Origin of the sequence: Paenibacillus sp. HJGM_3 (assembly GCF_045062745.1) — a bacterium.
Taxonomy (GTDB): Bacteria; Bacillota; Bacilli; order Paenibacillales; family NBRC-103111; genus Paenibacillus_AA.
In genome coordinates this window covers 1-17,890 of sequence record NZ_JBJGED010000029.1, presented here as the reverse complement: position 1 = coordinate 17,890, position 17,890 = coordinate 1, and the positions used below count along the sequence as shown (strand labels likewise).

The window sequence follows — 17,890 nt, the reverse complement described above, 5'->3', positions numbered from 1 at the left end:
TTGCATCGTGAAACGATTCGCATTATGTCTCTTTTTTCTAGCATTCATACTCTTCACGGCAGCATGTGAAGACGACAACAAAGCGGCACAGGTCAACGAATCGGCGAAACCTACGGAACAAGCAGCGCCGATGAAAAGTGCGGTCCTTACTGTAAGCGCTTTATCAGAATCTCCAGTGCTTGCGGCAGCGGTAAAATCGGGCAGCTTACCCTCCCTGGACAAACGAATTCCTGCCCAAGAAGATGTGATGGTGGAAGCCGTCGTCGAAGAAATCGGAAAGTATGGCGGAGAATGGCGCATGCCTTGGAAAGGTCCGAATGACAGGTGGACGATCGGCAAACCGACGGAAGAAGCGTTATTCCGCTTTAAAGCGGACGGCAGCGGCGTGGAACCTAATGTGGCCAAGAGCTACGAGGTCAACGCGGATTCGACTGAGTTTACGATTCATTTGCGGAAAGGAATGAAATGGTCCGATGGGGTTCCGTTCACGGCCGACGATGTGATCTTTTATTGGGAGCACATGCTGACGAAGGAAACCTTCGGAAAAAAAATCTATGACGCCTACTATTCGGTCGATCCCGTTACGGGAGCTAAAGCCCTGGCAGAGGTAACTAAGGTTGATGATTACACCTTTAAGGTAAAGCATAAGTATCCGAGCGTGTTGTTTCTTGAGCGTGTTGCGATCGATAACAAATGGTTTTTTGCCCCAGCACATTTCCAAAAAACGATTCTCCCTGAGTTCGTAGGCGAAGAGAAAGCGTTGGAAATCGCCAAGCAGTGGGGATTCAAGGATGTCAAAACGTTCTTGGTCGAAACCGGATACTATTATTGGATCTACCCGCAAATTCCGACCTTGAGAGCTTGGCATGCCAAGAACGATCCGAACAGCGATGTATTCGTTATGGAGCGCAACCCGTACTACTGGAAGGTGGATGGGCAAGGCAAACAGCTTCCTTATATCGATCGCATCAATCTGAAGAAGATTCAGGATCCCAATCAATCTCTGCTTGATACTTTGGCCGGAAATTATGATTTGAACCAGTTTAGCTTCAGTGATTTCACAGTGCTGAAAGAGAATGAAAAGCGTGGGGATTACCGCGTCTTGCAATGGACGAATACAGCATGGTCCAGTACGGGTGTGGAGCTGAACCAAACGACCGAAGATCCGAGATATCGGACTTTGTTCCAGGATATCCGGTTCAGAGAAGCTCTCTCTGTCGCGGTCAATCGCACCGAAATTTCCGAAATCATCACGAACGGACTTGGCAAGCCGCAGCAGGCATCGGTGCCTAAAGGGCTGGTCGGCTACCAGGAAGGCTGGGATAAGCAATGGGCCAATTATGACGTGGCCCGGGCCAACAAACTGTTGGATGAAATCGGTTTGACGAAACGGGATAAGAATAACTTCAGAACGTTCTCCGACGGATCCGATTTGGCGCTCACCTTCCACAATGACAGCACTACGGTCGCCCCGTTTATGGAGCTCATCAAAAAATATTACGAGGCCGTCGGCATCAAAACGGATCTAAAAATCGTCGATCAAGGGACGCTTCAGGACCTGAAGTACGCGAATAAGGTGCAAGCATTCCCGGTTAGCGTCAACCTCGTCAACGTCGCGTATCGACCGGACGAATTGGTCCCGCTTCGCGTGCTCACACCATGGCTGGGGCATTACGGGTTGTATACCCAATCCCAGGGCAAGGAAGGGGTGAAGCCGGAAGGGGACGTAGCCAAAATTCTTGAAAATTGGGATAAAGTGAAGGCGGCCAAAAATCAGGAGGAAATCGTGAAATGGAGCAATGAGATCATTAAGCTGCATCAAAAAAATCAGTGGGTTATCGGGTATACGGGACCTACGCCCTCGCTCACCGTCGTCAAAAACAACCTCAAGAACGTGCCGAAGGAGATCGTCGATATCGATGAATTCCGAAATCTGGGGCATGCCCATCCGGCGCAATTCTTTTTCAAGTAATCGGCAGTGACCCAAGGGGGGACTGAGTTCCCCCCCTTTTTCTAAAGAAATGAGGGAGAGCGGATGCTGGGTTATATTGCTCGAAGATGCTTATTGATGATTCCCGTCATATTTGTGATCTCCGCTATTGTTTTCTATATCATACAGCTTCCTCCCGGGGATTTCGTTTCGAATTATGCCGCCAAGATGGCGGCAGCCGGCGATGTCATGACAACGCAGGAAATGGAGCAGCTGAGAGCGCATTACGGTCTCGATCAGCCCTGGTTCGTGCAATATTTCTATTGGGCCAAAAATATCATCCTGCATTTCGACTTCGGGTACTCCTACAATTTTAACAAGCCGGTAACGGCGGTGATCGGACAATTTTTGCCGCTGACTCTGATCGTTTCTTTGGTGACTATGGCTTTTACGTACTTGCTGGCCATCCCGATCGGGATTTACAGCGCCATTAAGCAATATACCGTCGGAGATTATATCGTTACGGCTCTCGGTTTTTTGGGCATGGCGACTCCCCATTTTTTACTGGCGGTCATTTTGATGTATTTGTCGTTTGTGTACTTCGGGGATCCGCTGCTGGGGCTTTTCTCGGAAGACCAGGTGAACAGCGCTTGGTCGTTCGCTAAAGTGGTCGACCTGCTCAAGCATATGATTATCCCGATTATCGTCATCGGCATGGCGAATACGGCCGAGCTCATCCGTGTAATGAGGGGCCAAATGCTGGAGGAAATCAACAAGCCCAACGTCGTCACCGCACGCGCCAAAGGATTGTCCGAAATGAAAATTATTTTGAAGTACCCGACGCGCGCGGCAATTAATCCGATTATCAGCACCATCGGCTGGTCGCTCACCCACATTTTCACCGGATCGACGATTACGGCGATTGTCCTTAACCTTCCGCTGCAAGGTCCGGTCATGTATAACGCCCTGCTCGCCCAGGACATGTATTTAGCCGGCACATGGTTGTTTTTCATGGCGATATTGACCGTAATAGGCACCTTGATATCGGATATTCTGCTCGCCTGGCTCGATCCGAAAATCCGCACGGAATATCGAGGTGCGTAACCCATGAAAACGATCCTAAACAATCCTTTCAACTACTTGGGCAGAAGAAAAGCCAAGCCCCATCTCGAGGAATATTACAGCTCGCAGTGGCGCTTGATGGTTCGGAAATTCAAGAAGCATAAATTGGCGCGAGTGAGCCTGTACTTTTTGGTAGCGATATATGCAGTTGCCCTGTTCGCGCCGTTTATTGCCCCGCAAGGCCTTACAAGCTACGACAGCCAGTACATCAATACCGCGCCTATGACTTTGAAATGGGTCGATAGCGAAGGCAAGTTTCACCTGCGGCCATTCGTGTATGGACTCAAGTCCGGTAGAGATCCGGTAACCCTTAGGAAAATCTATGTGCGAGACACAGAAGTCAAGTACCCGGTCAAGCTGTTCGTGGAGGGGGAGAGCTATAAGCTTTTCGGATTGATTCCAACCAATAAGCATTTATTCGGCGTGGATAACCCTGGGAAAGTGTTCCTGCTCGGTACGGATGGGATGGGCCGCGATCTATTCTCGCGGATCGTGCTCGGCAGCCGAATTTCATTAAGCATTCCGTTGGTCGGCGTAACGATCAGCTTCTTGCTCGGTATTGTAATCGGCGGGATTTCCGGTTATTTCGGCGGCCTGATCGATTCGACGATCCAAAGATTGATCGAGGTCATCCGCTCGTTTCCGACGCTTCCGCTTTGGATGGCGCTGTCTGCGGCGATTCCTCCGCGTATACCGGTTGTGCAAATGTATTTCTACATCACCATCATTCTTGCTTTTATTGACTGGACGGGGCTCGCACGTGTCGTTCGCAGCAAATTCATTTCCCTGAAAAATGAAGATTATGTCATGGCGGCGAAAATCTCGGGTGTCCGAAGTATGAAAATCATCCGCGTTCATCTTGTTCCAGGCTTTATCAGTTATCTGGTGGTAGCCGCTACGCTGGCGATTCCGTCGATGATATTGGGCGAGACGGCGATGAGTTTTTTGGGGCTCGGCATCCGCTCCCCCGCTACAAGCTGGGGTGTCCTTCTCCAGGAGGCTCAACAAATCGAGAATGTCGCTCTGTATCCGTGGAAGCTCATTCCGCTCGGCACAGTCATCCTTACGGTGCTCGCCTTTAATTTCATCGGAGACGGGTTGCGCGACGCCGCCGATCCGTACAAGAAATAAGAAAGACCTACGAGAGTATAGGGAGGGGAAAACCTATGACGGCTCATCAAACGGACCCCGGTTCACCGCTCCTCTCCGTTCGGGACCTCAAGATCCGGATCCGTATGGACGCCGGTACGCTCGCCGCGGTCGACGGGGTGGACTTTGAAATCAAGAAGGGGAAAACATTAGGCTTAGTTGGAGAATCGGGCTGCGGAAAAAGCTTGACCAGCCGGGCGATTATCTCCATTAACCCCAAGGAATGCGAAACATCGGGAAGCATTGTGTATCAGCCCGGAGCGGAGCATTCGTCGATGCCGATTGATTTGTTAAGGATGGATCCGAAGGGGCGGCAAATACGAGCGATACGCGGCAAAAAAATATCCATGATCTTTCAGGAGCCGATGACCGCGTTTTCTCCGATGTATTCGATCGGCAATCAGATTATGGAGGCCATCCTGATCCATCGGACGAAAAATAAACGGGAAGCGAAGCAGATCGCCCTGGAAATGCTACGCAAAGTCGGAATATCCGACGAAGAGAAACGGTTCGAGCAATTTCCCCATGAATTCTCGGGCGGGATGCGGCAGCGTGCCATGATTGCGATGTCGTTGTCCTGCAACCCAGAGCTGCTCATTGCCGATGAACCGACAACGGCGCTTGATGTGACGATTCAAGCTCAAGTGCTTGAACTGATGAAGGAGCTGCAGAAGGAATTCGGGATGGCGATCCTCCTCGTCACCCACGATCTTGGCATTATCGCCGAAATGTGCGATGAGGTGGCGGTCATGTATCTGGGTAAAATTGTGGAGCAGTCCACCGTCAAGGAAATTTTCAACAACCCCAAGCATCCGTACACCAAAGGCTTGCTGCATTCGATGCCGAAGCTCGGACGCAAAAATAATCGGCTGGAGTCGATTGAAGGAACGGTGCCCCTTGCGCTGAATATGCCGCAGATGTGCGGATTTTACGACCGATGCAAGGAGCGGATGCCGGGAGTGTGCGACAACCAGGCCGTCCCGCTGACCCGTGTTTCCCCCGAGCATACCGTGCGGTGTTTCCTTTTCGACAAGAAGGGGGAGGAGGATATCCGTGTCCAAAACGATTCTGCAGGTCCATCGGCTGACCAAGCAATTTGACGGGAAGAAAAGTGTCTTCGGCTTCCGGAAAAACGGTCCCATCCGCGTCGTAACGGACATTTCGTTCGAGCTTAGGGAAGGGGAGACGTTGAGCATCGTCGGAGAGTCCGGCTGCGGCAAAACAACGTTAGGCCGTTGCATCGTGCGCGGGATCGAAGCTTCCTCCGGCGAGGTTGTTTATTATCCGGAAAACGGCGAACCGTGCGACTTCCTCAAACTGAAGGGCGACGCATACAACCGATACAGACAAGACATTCAAATGATTTTCCAAGATCCGTATTCTTCCTTGAGTCCGAGAATGAGCGTCTTTAACATCATTAGCGAGCCTTTAACCGCAACCCGTAAATTAAGCCGATCCGAAATCAGGGAAAGAGTGACGGAGATCGCGGAGAAAACCGGTCTTAACGCGAGCTATTTGGAACGGTACCCGCACGCTTTCTCCGGGGGACAGCGGCAGCGCATCGCCATTGCCCGCGCGCTGGCCAGCCGGCCGAGGCTCATTGTATGCGATGAAGCGGTGTCGGCGCTCGACGTTTCCATACAGGCCCAAATCATCAACCTACTCAAAGATTTGCAAAAGCAGTATAAAATCACGTATATTTTTATTTCGCACGATCTCAGTGTCGTCGAGCACATTTCGGACCGCGTCGCCGTGATGCATCTGGGGAAAATCGTCGAGCTCGCGCCTGCAGATTCACTGTTTGCGAACCCTGGACATCCTTATACGGAAGCCTTGTTATCCGCCGTACCGATGCCCGATCCGAATTTCAAAAAGGAACGGATTATTCTGGAGGGGGAAGTGCCGAATCCGGCCAAGCCCCCGAGCGGCTGCCACTTTCATCCGAGATGCCCATACAAGATGGATCAATGTGTGACCGACGAGCCCGCCGTTCGCGAGATAGGCGACCAGCATTACGTTGCCTGCCATTATGCGGGCGAGCTTCACCTCAAAGGCGTCAATTCGTACGAAAAGGTGGAATAACGGAGTGGAACCTAAAAAAATCATCGTTTTCCTGGACAGCGGCGACACCATCATTGACGAAAGCACGGAAATCCGGGACGAATACGACGTCGTCATCAAAGCCGATGTCATACCGGGCGCGGACACGATGGTGAAGATGCTTGCGGAACGCGGTTATACGCTGGCGTTGGTCGCCGACGGTTTGGCTCAATCCTTCAAAAATATGTTTCTCCAAAACGGCATTTACGATTATTTCACGACGATGATCTACTCCGAGACGATAAAAGCCTCCAAACCGAGTCCGCGTATGTTCAAGGCGGCGATCGGAGCCCTTGACCTGAACGATAGCGACCGCTCGAGGATCGTCATGGTGGGAAACAATCTAAGCCGCGATATCAAGGGTGCGAATCAAATGGGCATCACTAGCGTTCACCTGAACTGGACGCCGAGATATCCGAAAACGTCGGCAGACGACAGTGAACGACCGATGTATACGATTAGCGAGCCGATGGAATTGATCGATCTGATCGAACGCTTGAATTCGCAATTTGTGGAAGCTGAGAGGGCGAGTATAAATTTCTAGATTTGACCTTATGAAATCAGGATCCCTTGCTCAGCAAGGGATTTTTTCTAATTACCATAGTTATAATTTATGAATCCCGGGGGTCCCCGCAAAGGAATGGAAAAAGCTTCAGAGGCACACGTCACTTTGTGGGGTTTCACAACTTGGGAAATCGTCGAAAATTGTATATAATAGTTACATTAAAAATTCAATCCTACTTAATGAGCGAGGGAAACATGGGACGCAAGTGGAACAATATCAAAGAGAAGAAAGCTTCGAAAGACGCGAACACAAGCCGGATTTATGCCAAATTCGGGGTAGAGATTTATGTGGCCGCCAAGAAAGATTCCCCGGATCCGGAGGCGAACGCCTCGTTGCGGTTCGTGCTGGAGCGCGCCAAAACGTACAACGTGCCGAAAGCGATTATCGACCGCGCGATCGAGAAAGCGAAGGGCAATTCCGACGAGAATTACGAAGAGCTCCGTTATGAGGGCTTCGGACCGAACGGCGCGATGATTATCGTCGATGCGCTCACGAACAACGTGAATCGGACCGCCGCCACGGTACGGTCCGCGTTCAATAAGAATGGCGGCAGTATGGGAGTAAGCGGATCGGTCGCTTATATGTTCGATGAGACGGCGGTGTTCGGCATCGAGGGGAAAACGTCGGACGAAGTGCTCGAGCTGCTAATGGAAGCGGACGTGGACGTGCGGGATATCGTGGAGGAAGACGAAGCGGTGATCGTATATGCCGACCCGAGCCAATTCCAGGCCGTTCAGGATGCGTTCAAGCAAGCGGGGGTCACGGAGTTCACCGTTGCCGAGATTACGATGTTGGCCCAGAGCGACGTGCAGCTTCCCGAGGAGTCCGTTTCGCAATTCGAGAAGCTCATCGACGCCTTGGAGGATCTCGAAGACGTCCAGCAGGTGTATCATAACGTGGAGCTGAGCGAGTAGACAAGCTCTCATGCGCATACAGGCCGACATTCCTTGGAATACGAGGATGTCGGCTTTTTGTTGCGGGCGAAAAGTGAGGTGTGGTACTGTGAAAAGAGAGCCATTTGACAAGGAGCGCATCAAGTCATGACCCGTCGGATCCATCAATATCGTCTCTTGCTCACATTCCTCTGGTGCACGGTTTTATGCGGAGCGCTCATTGCGATGCGCTTCATCGTCACGGACCATCCCACATACTTATGGCTGCTAGTCCCGAACTTGGTGCTCGCCTGGATTCCCTATGTATGTTCGTCCTGGATCAGCCGCCGACTCGAGCGGGGAAGCCGATGGACGCTTGGAATCGCGGGAGTCGGTCTAGTCTGGCTGTTCTTCTTCCCGAACTGCTTCTACATCATCACCGATATCGTACACATCGGCTATTTCAGCCGCTCGGTTTCGAAGCCGATGCTTTATTACGATATTTCTCTGCACGCGTTGGCGGTCATCCTCGGCTGGGGGCTCGGCGTCGTCTCGCTGCTGCGGATGCAGGAGCGCATCCGGAGCGGGTACGGAGTCCGCTATGGTCACGCCTTCGCGCTTCTGGTACTGGCTCTGGGCAGCATCGGCGTCTATCTGGGCCGGTTCCTGCGCTGGAATTCGTGGGACTTGCTTCGCGATCCGATGAAGATCGTCCGGGACACCGTCCAGGCGATGGTCGAACCGGACTCGCTCGCTTTCATTGTCGTTTTCGGGTTTGTCACCGGTTCCTTGTATTATTTGGTGTACAATTTACAGCCAGAGCGGTCCAGGTGATGCGATGAAACCTTTATTTTCCGCCTTTCTGAACCGATTTCAATTCCGATTGATGCTCTTCCTGCTGCTCGTCGGGTCCATTCCTCTCTTGGTCGCGACCTACGTCTTCTACGCCCAGTCGAGCTCCTATGCGGCCCGAGAACAGGCCCCGCTCGTAGAGCAAGCGAACAAGCGCTTCCTCGACCGGACCGGGCAGCAGCTGGCCGGGATCGCTCAGGGACTGAAGCAAACGGCGGAGGACTATGCGATCAGCCGCTACGCCGTCCGGGGCGAGCAGCAGCTAGAGGCGGGAGAGGAACGGAGAATCCGCGATTATCTCGACTCCATGCTGCGCAGACAGCTCGCCTCGAACCGATATTTGCTCCAGCTGTGCCTCTCTCTCGATCAGTCCGGCCAGACGCTGTGCGCCCAGACGAACGCGGGGCCCATTCCGTTCGAGACGGCCCGGGAAGAGCGGGGGAAGAAGTGGATCCCGGTCGTGCCCGCGGGCGCGATGTCGCTATCGAGCTCGCGCCACCCGACCCTGCTCGCCGTGGAACCGGTAGTCGATGCCCGCACCCGAGTGACATATGGATCGATTCTGGCGCTAGTGGCGCTTCACGAGCTGATCGCCGATGCCCAGGAGAAGGATATGGCAGGCGAGTTGACGCTCATCGATCAAGACAAACGTTTGTTGTTCGGGACGGAGGTACGCCCCGATCTTGGCGATGGCGGCGGTGCGATTCCCAAAGGAATCGTCCGGTCGACGGCCAAGCTCGACAGCGCGGAGCTGGATTGGACGTCGATCCTGGATGTCCCGGTTCAGCCGAACGCCGCGCTTCTGAAGATGCGCAACATTCTGATCGGCTTGTTCCTGCTTCTCGCCATCGTCTCCATCGCCAGCTCCATTTTGTTCGCCCGCTATGTGACGCGCCCGTTGGACGGACTGAGAGTCTTGATGAAGCGCGCCGAGCTGGGGGATCTGAAGGCGTACTGGATGGAGGACGGCTTCGGAGAGCTGAACGATCTCGGCCAGAGCTACAACCAGATGCTCAACCGGGTCGAGGAGCTCATCAAGCAAGTGAAGCAGGAGGAGGCGCTTAAGAAGGAAGCCGAGATGGAAGCGCTTCAGTATCAGCTCAATCCGCATTTCCTGTACAACACGCTCAATACGATCAAATGGGTCGCCAAAATTCATAAAACGCCGCAAATCTCCGAGGTCGTAAGCGCTCTGGTGCGGCTCCTGCAAGCCAGCCTCGGGAAGAAGGGCGATTTCATCACGCTGCGCGAGGAAACGGGGCTGATCCAGGACTACATGAACATTCAGAGCTTTCGATACGGGGAGCGCATTCGGTTAAAGATCCAGGTCGAAGAGCTGGCGTCCGACTGTCTCGTGCCGCGGATGATTCTCCAGCCGTTGGTGGAGAACGCGATTCTGCACGGGATCGAGCCGGGCAAGCGGGAAGGCGTCATTACGATTCGGGCCTATCTGGACCGAGACTTGCTGCTGTGCGAGGTCGAAGACGACGGGGTCGGGCTCGCGGGACGAGCCGCGGGCGAATATGAGCCTTCCTCGCTCGGGCTGACGCGGGTACGAGGCGGACTGTCGAAGGAGCGGATGAGCGGCTTGGGCATGGCCCACATTCGGGAGAAGATCAAGCTGTATTACGGCCCCGATTACAAAATGCTTATCATCAACAAGCCGGGGGAAGGCACAACGGTGCGGATGTCGCTGCCGATCCACCGGAACGAGGAGTAGCCGAGAATGAATGTAATCGTTGTGGATGACGAACCGATCATTCGGATCGGCCTGCGGTCGATGCTCGATTGGGAAGGCGCCGGGCTTCGCCTGGTAGGGGAGGCCGAGGATGGAGAGGAAGCGTGGACCCTCCTCGAGGCGCTCGAGGTCGACCTGCTCATCACCGATCTGCTCATGCCGCGAATGGACGGGCTGGAGCTGCTGCGGCGCATCAAGGATCAGGGCAAGGATGTGAGCACGATCGTGCTGAGCTGCGTCGACGACTTCGCCTGGGTGAAGGAAGCGATGAAGCTGGGGGCGAAGGACTACATCCTGAAGCCGACGATGGAGCCGGAGCAGCTGCTGCAAATCATGGAGGAGGCCAGGCAGGACTTGGAGGCGCGGCGGGCGGAGCGAAGCCGCGTCGAGGCATGGCGCCAGGCTCTTGAGCAGTCCAAGCAGGTCCAGCTGAACGCCAGGCTGGAGCAGCTGCTGCTGCAGGAGCGCGAGGATCCGGCGCTGGAGCTCGAGCTGTTCGCAGACGGCCGACAGCTGCGGAGTTTGTTGCTGTACCGCGGGCTCGCGGGCTTGGACGTGGCGCCCGACTGGGAGGAGCTGGGCTACAGCGCCGCCGTTCGGTTGGACCCGGACCGGCTGCTGCTCCTGTATGAAGAGCCGAAGTCAGCCGAGCGGGCCGGATCGGACACGGGCTTCGAGGCGCGGGCGGCACGGCTGCTTCGCGAGATGGAGGGTAAGCAGTCATCGGAGGATGCAGTCCGGGTGCCGGGCGGATTCGTGGGGAATGGAACCGCCATTCGCGGGCTGTCCGAGCTGAAGCTCGCCCGGAAGCGGCATGAGCGCCAGATCGAAGCGTGGTTCTACGGAGACCGGTCCGATCCGGTCGTGGCTGTTTTGCCGGCTGGGGAGTCTCCCTCCGGCGGGGTGCCGGGAGCAGAGCCGCTCGCCTATGCGAGCCGGACGGATTTGCTGCGCGCCATCAGCCACGGGAACGAAGCGGCCGTGCTGTTCCAGGCGCAGGAGCTGGGGACACAGCTCGCCGAAGCGCGCCTGCCGCTCGCGGAGCTGGACGCGTTCCTGGCCGAGCTGTTCGCGTCGGCCGCGCGCAGCGCACAGGAGTACGGCTACGCAGGCGCCGACGACTTCGAGCGGCACTATGCGCAGCCTCATCCGCTGCGCGGCTGCCTCACGATGGAGCACGTGAAGCAGCGGCTCGTGCAGGCGTTCGAGGAATTGGGCTCGCCCTATCTCCGCGGCGCGGAATCGGGCGGTTCGCCGCCGAAGCCGCCGTCCCCCTTCGTGCGGAAGGCGATTCAATACATGCGGGCGAACTACAGCCTCAACGTCAGCACGGCGCATATCGCCGAGCATGTGAAGCTGAGCCGCAGCTACCTGAGCGACCTGTACAGCAAGGAGACCGGAGAGTCGCTCATCGAGACGCTGACCCGCATCCGCATGGACGAAGCCAAGAAGCGGCTCAGGCAGAGCGGGATGAAAGTGTACGAAGTCGCCGAAGCCGTCGGCTTCCCGGACTCGAAGACGTTCGTCAAGGTGTTCAAGCGGATCGTCGGCTGCACCCCCAAAGAATACGAGTTGTCGAACAAATAGACACCTTTTCTAACAAAGAGGTGTCTATTTTTCATGGCCTAAACCAGCTAAAGTGAAAATGCGGGAAGTGTATCCTGCACGGACTATGCAAAGGTAGCGTGGTTGCACACACAGCCATTCACAGGAGGGGAGCCATGGAAGCGATACAAATGCGGGATTCCCAAGAGCCGCTAATCCAAGCCATCGGGGTCAAACGGGTATTCGGAAGAGGAGCCGGTGAGGTCACGGCGCTCAAGGGTGCGAATTTGTCGATCCGCCCGGGACGTCTCGTGGCGCTCCGAGGCCGGTCCGGCTCCGGCAAGACGACGCTGCTCAATTTGCTCGGCGCCTTGGATCGTCCGACCGAGGGCGCGATCTACTTCGCGGGCCAAGAGCTAACCGAGCTGTCGGAGAAGAAGCGGGATACGATACGCCGGAGAAACATGGGGTTGATCTTCCAATCGTTCGCACTCGTTCCTTATATGTCGGCCTACGAGAACGTGGACTTCGCCTTGCGGATCGCGGACGTGCCGACGAGCCAGCACCGTACGATGGCCGAGGAGGCGCTGGAGTTCGTGGGGCTCAAGCCCCGCATGAAGCATCGGCCGTACGAGCTGTCCGGCGGCGAGCAGCAGCGGGTGGCGATCGCCCGGGCGATTGCGCATCGGCCGGCTTTGCTGCTGGCCGACGAACCGACCGCCGAGCTGGACAGCAAGATGGGGCTGCAGGTGCTCAAGGTGTTCAAGGATTTGGTGCAGCAGGGCATGACGATCATTTTGACCACCCATGACCCGGCGATTATGGAAATCGTGGATCAAGTATATGCACTGGAGGATGGTGTCATTGTCGATGAAGGGTAATATAAGGGTTTTGAAAGCGCTTGCTGTCGGAGCGGCGTTCGTGCTGGCGGCCGGCTGTTCGCTGCGTCCGACCGAAGAGGAAGCGCTGAAGCCGCCTCTCGTGAAGCCGGTGAAGGAGAACTACGAGCTGTATGACGTGAAGCGTGCGACGCTCGTCAAGCAGATTAATGCCACCGCGTCCGTCATCTCCAGCAGCAGTGATAATTTATTTTTCAAAGAAACCGGGCCTCGGCTCCAATCCGTAGACGTCAAGCTCGGGGATACGGTGAAACCGGGGGATGTCGTGGCTCAAGTGGATAGAGGCGATCTCGAGAGCCGAATCCGTATTCAGCAGCTCAATGTGGAGAAGGCGAAGATCGCCCTCGAGCAGGCGAAGCAGGACCAGCTCGGGAACCCGACGGCGGTCCGGCTCAAAATGATTGACGTGGAAACGTCGCAAATCCAGCTCGACCAGCTGCAGCAGCAATTGGAGCGAACGAAGCTGGTCAGCACGATCGGCGGGGTCGTCACCTATATTGATTCCATCAAGACGGGCGAGCAGGTGACGGCTTACCGGCCTGTGGTCACCATTTCCGACCCGATGCGTGTGCAGCTGGTCTATGAGAACTCGAACACGAGCGAGCTCAGCGGCATCGTAGTGGGGATGGGCGTGAAGGTCAAGATCGGGGATAAAGAATTGCCGGGCAAGGTGCTGCAGACGCCGGCCAGCGCTCCGTATACCGACAATAAAGCCCAGCAGGAACGGAACGCGAAGACGATTATTTTCGGAGTAGACAAGCTGCAGGAGCAGGCGAAGATCGGCGGCTCGGCCACCGTCATTATCGAGACAGACCGGGCGGAGAATGTGATTGTGATTCCTCGATCCGGATTGCGCAGCTACTTGGGCCGCGATTACGTGCAAATTCTCGAAGGCGAGAGCCGCAAGGAAATCGATGTGGAGAAAGGGCTGCAAACGTCGACCGAGGTGGAAATCCGCAAAGGCTTGAAGGAAGGACAAAAGATCATTCTCAACAATTAACGCATAGGAAGTGGTTCCGTGGCCTTATTCGTAATGATTCTTCGCAAGATGGCCAAGAACAAGTGGCTCGAGCTCAGCCTGCTGCTGGGACTGATCGTCTCCGTCGCTTTGGCCAGTTCCATGCCGATCTATACTCACGCCATCTTGCAGCGGCTCTTGGTCAAGGATTTGGAAAATTTACAGGTGAACTCGGGCAAGTACCCGGGCGTTGTATCGGCGTTCGCCTATTTGACCGGTGACGGTACTCCGCAGCAGTGGGCGCAAGAGCTGAAGCTAGGCGACCAGTTCCATAAGGACGTCGTGGGCAGGTTCGGTCTTCCGCTAGTAGCGTCGTACGTGCAGCGAAGCACGATGGGCCTCAATATCGAGCCTACCGATCCGGCTCAAGCGGATGCCAGCAAGAAACGGTACGCCGAGATCTCCGCGATAAGCGGCATGAAGGACCATGTCAAACTGATCGACGGCCGGTACCCCTCGTCAGAGCCCGTGGGCGGGGTGTATGAGGTGCTGGTCACCGAGGCGGTGCTGAGCAACCTGAAGCTCGTGCTGGGCAACGAATTCGTCGTCAAGGAAGACACCGTCAAGGCGAATGTCCGGTTCAAGCCGGTGGGCGTGTTCGATCGCAAAGACTATAACGATGTGTTCTGGCAAACCGACCTGCACGAATACAACTCCACGTTCTTCATGGATTTCGATCTGTTCGATCGCGAATTGACGAACGGCTACAAGCTGAATGTCGTCTCGGCCTACTGGTACAAAGCGATGGACTATTCCATGATGAAGCTGGATACCGTGGAAAAATATACCCGGTCGGTCGGGGAGATCGAAGACTTCACCGCTGAGAGGTATGGCGGCAATTACAACAACACGGTGAATGCGCCGGCGCTGAAAATCATCAATACGTATTATGACAAGGAAAAGCAGCTGCGCCAAATGCTCTGGTCGCTCAATGTGCCGGTGTTGATTTTGCTCGCGTTTTATTTGTTCATGGTGGCCAATCTGATCACGGAGCGGCAGCGAACGGAGATCGCCGTGCTTCGAAGCCGCGGCGCGAGCCGGGTGCAGATCATCTTAAGCTATACGTTCGAAGGGGTGCTGCTCGGCGCCATTGCTTACGCCATCGGACCTTTGCTGGGGCTGCAGCTGACCAAGATACTCGGTGCCTCCAACGGGTTCATGGAGTTCGTGAACCGGGCGGCCGTCGATGCCAAGCTGAACGCCGATGCATACCGCTATGCGCTTATCGCGGTATCGGGTTCCGTGCTGATGACGCTTATTCCGGTCTGGAATGCGACTCGGGCGACGATCGTCGGTCATAAGCAATCGATGGCGAGACAGATGAAAATGTCGTTCCTGCACAAAACGTTTATCGACGTGCTGCTCATGGGCCTCTCGATCTATTTGCTCCAATCTTTTCACCGGAGGATTAAAGATCTGGTGGCGCTCGGCCTAGAATCTACTGACTTGAAGATCGATCCGCTGCTCTTCCTAACTCCGGCCCTGTTCATGCTCTCTATGGGCTTGCTCATTTTGCGCGTCTATCCGCTGTTCTTGCGGATCGTGTACGCCATCGGACGCCGCTGGTGGCCGCCCTACTTGTACTCGGCTCTCCTGCAGGTAGGCCGATCGGCTACGCAGTATCAGTTCATCATGCTGTTCCTCATTCTGACGATGGCCACCGGGCTATTCAGCTCCAGCGCCGCCCGCACACTGAATCAGAATATGGAGGATAAGCTGCGGTATAAGAACGGAGCGGATATCGTCGTCTCTACGAAATGGGAGAATGACGCGCCTCCCCCGGATATGGGGGGAGGTATGGAGGGAGGAGCGGTCCCCGCGGCTGCCGCGCCCAGTGCGCAGAAGCGGGTGCAATATACGGAACCGCCTTTCTTGCCCTATGCGCAACTCCCCGGCGTAGAGAACGCCGCCCGCGTGTTCAACAAGCCGAATGCTTTCTTTGGGTTCGGTAAAGAAACGTCGGCGATTCAATTAATGGGCATCGATACGGACGATTTCGGCCGGACCGCTTGGCTGCGGGACCAATTGCTGGATCATCATTTCTACGAATACTTGAACTTGCTCGCCTCCGATCCGAAGGCCGTGCTCGTGTCCCAGTCGGTCGCCGATCAATATAAGGTGAAGGTCGGCGACGTCATCACGCTTGGCTGGAACGGTATTCAACCGGCGCAATTCCAAGTCTACGGCATTATCGACTATTGGCCGAGCTGGAATCCGAATCCGCCTGCGAACGCCGCCAAAACTACGACCACGACGACGAACACTTCGGCCAAAAGCACGTCTTCGATTCCGAAGGTGAAGCTGCCGATGGTCGCGATCGGCCACCTGTCCTACATTCAGAATAATTTGGCGCTCGAGCCGTACGACATCTGGTTGAAGCTGAAGCCGGGCGCGACGAGCAAGCAGCTGTACGAAGCGATGGAGGAGAAGCAGATGCCGATCGTCCAGCTGACCGATACGAAGCAGCAGCTGATCGCCACGAAGAACGATCCGTTCCAGCTGGCCATCAACGGGGTTATGACGCTCGGCTTCCTGATCGGCATCTGGATTACGTTCATCGGGTTCCTGCTGTATTGGGTGCTGTCGCTGTTCGGCCGGATTCTGCAATTCGGCGTGTACCGGGCGATGGGGCTCTCATTCTCGCAGATCATCGGTATGATGACGGCGGAGCAGGTGCTTACCTCAGGTGCGGCCGTCCTGATCGGCGCCGTCACCGGCACCGTTGCGAGCCGGCTGTTCGTGCCGTTCTTCCAGCTCACCTTCGACCCGAGCACCCAGGTGCCGCCGTTCCAGGTGACGTTCCATCTGGCCGACCGGCTGAACCTGTACGGCATCGTCGGCATCATGATCGGGCTCGCGCTGCTCATTATCGGTACGATGCTCTCACGGATCAAAATTCATCAGGCGGTCAAGCTGGGGGAGGATTAGCATGATCCATTGCGAGAATTTGGTCAAAATCTACAAAGTGTCGGATCTGGAAGTCGTCGCCCTGCAAGGGCTCGACCTGCAAGTCGAGCAAGGGGAGCTCACCGCCATCATCGGCAACAGCGGCAGCGGCAAATCCACCTTGCTGAACATGCTCGGGGGGCTAGACCGCCCCTCGGCCGGGAACCTGCATGTCGACGGTAAGGACCTGCTGAAGTTCACCGAGCGCGATCTCGTGAAATACAAGCGAGAGACCGTAGGCTTCGTCTGGCAAAATAACGCCCGGAACCTCATCCCGTACTTGACCGCGCTCGAGAACATCGAGCTGCCGATCCTGCTGCAGGGCCGCCGGAAGCGGGAGCGGGCGCTCGAGCTGCTCGACGCCGTGGGCTTAAGCCACCGGTCGCGCAACAAGCTGAGCCAGCTGTCCGGCGGCGAGCAACAGCGGGTCGCCATCGCGATCGCGCTCGCGAACAAGCCGAAGCTGCTGCTGGCCGACGAGCCGACCGGCTCCGTCGACACGAAGATGGCGAATCAAATCCTCGATTTGTTTCGCCATCTGAACCGCAGCTTCGGGCTCACGGTCGTGATCGTCACGCACGACCCGCTGCTCGCGAAGAAGGTCGACCGCGTCGTCGCGATCCGGGACGGCAAGACGTCCTCGGAGATGGTGCGGCGCCGGTCGTACGCGGAGGAGCTCGCCGATCTCGAACGCGGCGAGGCCGAGCAGGAGAGGGACTCGCACATCGAGTACGCGGTCGTCGACAAGGCAGGCCGGCTTCAGATCCCGGCCGGCTACCTGGAGACGATCGGCGCCGCCGGCACCGGCCGCGTCCGCGTGTCGGTCGAGGACGGCAAGATCGTGCTTCTGCCGCCGGAGAAGTAGGCAGCTGTTTGTGGAACCGCCCCTGGATTTTGTTGGGGGCGGTTTTTGTTGTGTTGGATTCGGCTGAGCCGGCCGGACCGAGCGTCTATCGTTGGTTCTCCGCCTTAGTAAAGCGAAACTTACAACTAGTAAACCTAAACTTACAATTTCAGCTGAGAATCGTGCATCACGAGGGAATTGTAAACCTAACTTCGGTTAATAGTAAACCCGGGTGTTACTACTTAGGTTCCCTTTTCAAACTCCATAATATTGGTTAATAATTCCTAACCAAACCATGGAGCGATGGGGG

At 55.8% G+C, this 17,890-nt stretch carries 14 protein-coding genes; all 14 read left to right on the top strand.

Annotated elements, in window-relative coordinates; genetic code table 11:
• The first annotated feature begins 7 nt into the window (after nucleotides 1–7).
• On the top strand, nucleotides 8–1,972 hold the full coding sequence (locus ACI5FR_RS26175) for an ABC transporter substrate-binding protein (RefSeq protein WP_405459944.1): 1,965 nt from the start codon (nucleotides 8–10) through the stop codon (nucleotides 1,970–1,972).
• A gap of 63 nt (nucleotides 1,973–2,035) precedes the next feature.
• On the top strand, nucleotides 2,036–3,034 hold the full coding sequence (locus tag ACI5FR_RS26170) for an ABC transporter permease (RefSeq protein ID WP_405459943.1): 999 nt from the start codon (nucleotides 2,036–2,038) through the stop codon (nucleotides 3,032–3,034).
• Nucleotides 3,035–3,037: 3 nt separating this feature from the next.
• The gene (locus ACI5FR_RS26165) at nucleotides 3,038–4,183 is read left to right on the top strand and encodes an ABC transporter permease (RefSeq protein ID WP_405459941.1); all 1,146 of its coding nucleotides are present in this window, start codon (nucleotides 3,038–3,040) and stop codon (nucleotides 4,181–4,183) included.
• A 35-nt stretch (nucleotides 4,184–4,218) separates the two neighbouring features.
• Entirely contained in the window at nucleotides 4,219–5,301 is a 1,083-nt protein-coding gene (locus ACI5FR_RS26160) for an ABC transporter ATP-binding protein (RefSeq protein ID WP_405459939.1), read from the top strand.
• Complete coding sequence (locus ACI5FR_RS26155) at nucleotides 5,255–6,283, top strand: ABC transporter ATP-binding protein (protein WP_405459937.1); 1,029 nt, start codon at nucleotides 5,255–5,257, stop codon at nucleotides 6,281–6,283. The genes ACI5FR_RS26160 and ACI5FR_RS26155 overlap by 47 nt, the downstream gene beginning before the upstream one ends.
• Nucleotides 6,284–6,287: 4 nt before the next feature.
• Nucleotides 6,288–6,845, top strand: coding sequence for an HAD family hydrolase (locus ACI5FR_RS26150; protein ID WP_405459935.1), 558 nt, complete (start codon nucleotides 6,288–6,290; stop codon nucleotides 6,843–6,845).
• A 215-nt stretch (nucleotides 6,846–7,060) separates the two neighbouring features.
• The gene (locus ACI5FR_RS26145; RefSeq protein ID WP_405459933.1) at nucleotides 7,061–7,780 is read left to right on the top strand and encodes a YebC/PmpR family DNA-binding transcriptional regulator; all 720 of its coding nucleotides are present in this window, start codon (nucleotides 7,061–7,063) and stop codon (nucleotides 7,778–7,780) included.
• A 126-nt stretch (nucleotides 7,781–7,906) separates the two neighbouring features.
• Entirely contained in the window at nucleotides 7,907–8,572 is a 666-nt protein-coding gene (locus tag ACI5FR_RS26140; RefSeq protein ID WP_405459931.1) for a DUF1361 domain-containing protein, read from the top strand.
• Between the two features lie 4 nt (nucleotides 8,573–8,576).
• Nucleotides 8,577–10,310, top strand: a complete 1,734-nt coding sequence (locus tag ACI5FR_RS26135; RefSeq protein WP_405459929.1) for a sensor histidine kinase — start codon at nucleotides 8,577–8,579, stop codon at nucleotides 10,308–10,310.
• A gap of 6 nt (nucleotides 10,311–10,316) precedes the next feature.
• Entirely contained in the window at nucleotides 10,317–11,915 is a 1,599-nt protein-coding gene (locus ACI5FR_RS26130) for a response regulator transcription factor (RefSeq protein ID WP_405459928.1), read from the top strand.
• 134 nt (nucleotides 11,916–12,049) lie between these two features.
• Entirely contained in the window at nucleotides 12,050–12,754 is a 705-nt protein-coding gene (locus ACI5FR_RS26125) for an ABC transporter ATP-binding protein (protein ID WP_405459926.1), read from the top strand.
• Nucleotides 12,744–13,772, top strand: a complete 1,029-nt coding sequence (locus ACI5FR_RS26120) for an efflux RND transporter periplasmic adaptor subunit (protein WP_405460088.1) — start codon at nucleotides 12,744–12,746, stop codon at nucleotides 13,770–13,772. The genes ACI5FR_RS26125 and ACI5FR_RS26120 overlap by 11 nt, the downstream gene beginning before the upstream one ends.
• Nucleotides 13,773–13,790: 18 nt before the next feature.
• Nucleotides 13,791–16,718: an ABC transporter permease gene (locus ACI5FR_RS26115; RefSeq protein WP_405459925.1), complete on the top strand. Its 2,928-nt coding sequence runs from the start codon at nucleotides 13,791–13,793 to the stop codon at nucleotides 16,716–16,718.
• 1 nt (nucleotide 16,719) lies between these two features.
• Nucleotides 16,720–17,601, top strand: coding sequence for an ABC transporter ATP-binding protein (locus ACI5FR_RS26110; RefSeq protein ID WP_405459923.1), 882 nt, complete (start codon nucleotides 16,720–16,722; stop codon nucleotides 17,599–17,601).
• Nucleotides 17,602–17,890: the final 289 nt, after the last annotated feature.

What these genes read in the sequence shown, in the direction of transcription:
- ACI5FR_RS26170 (WP_405459943.1), top strand. Translation starts at nt 2,036, where the DNA reads ATGCTGGGTTATATTGCTCGAAGATGCTTATTGATGATTCCCGTCATA.
- ACI5FR_RS26165 (WP_405459941.1), top strand. Translation starts at nt 3,038, where the DNA reads ATGAAAACGATCCTAAACAATCCTTTCAACTACTTGGGCAGAAGAAAA.
- ACI5FR_RS26160 (WP_405459939.1), top strand. Translation starts at nt 4,219, where the DNA reads ATGACGGCTCATCAAACGGACCCCGGTTCACCGCTCCTCTCCGTTCGG.
- ACI5FR_RS26145 (WP_405459933.1), top strand. Translation starts at nt 7,061, where the DNA reads ATGGGACGCAAGTGGAACAATATCAAAGAGAAGAAAGCTTCGAAAGAC.
- ACI5FR_RS26140 (WP_405459931.1), top strand. Translation starts at nt 7,907, where the DNA reads ATGACCCGTCGGATCCATCAATATCGTCTCTTGCTCACATTCCTCTGG.
- ACI5FR_RS26135 (WP_405459929.1), top strand. Translation starts at nt 8,577, where the DNA reads ATGAAACCTTTATTTTCCGCCTTTCTGAACCGATTTCAATTCCGATTG.
- ACI5FR_RS26130 (WP_405459928.1), top strand. Translation starts at nt 10,317, where the DNA reads ATGAATGTAATCGTTGTGGATGACGAACCGATCATTCGGATCGGCCTG.
- ACI5FR_RS26125 (WP_405459926.1), top strand. Translation starts at nt 12,050, where the DNA reads ATGGAAGCGATACAAATGCGGGATTCCCAAGAGCCGCTAATCCAAGCC.
- ACI5FR_RS26120 (WP_405460088.1), top strand. Translation starts at nt 12,744, where the DNA reads ATGAAGGGTAATATAAGGGTTTTGAAAGCGCTTGCTGTCGGAGCGGCG.
- ACI5FR_RS26110 (WP_405459923.1), top strand. Translation starts at nt 16,720, where the DNA reads ATGATCCATTGCGAGAATTTGGTCAAAATCTACAAAGTGTCGGATCTG.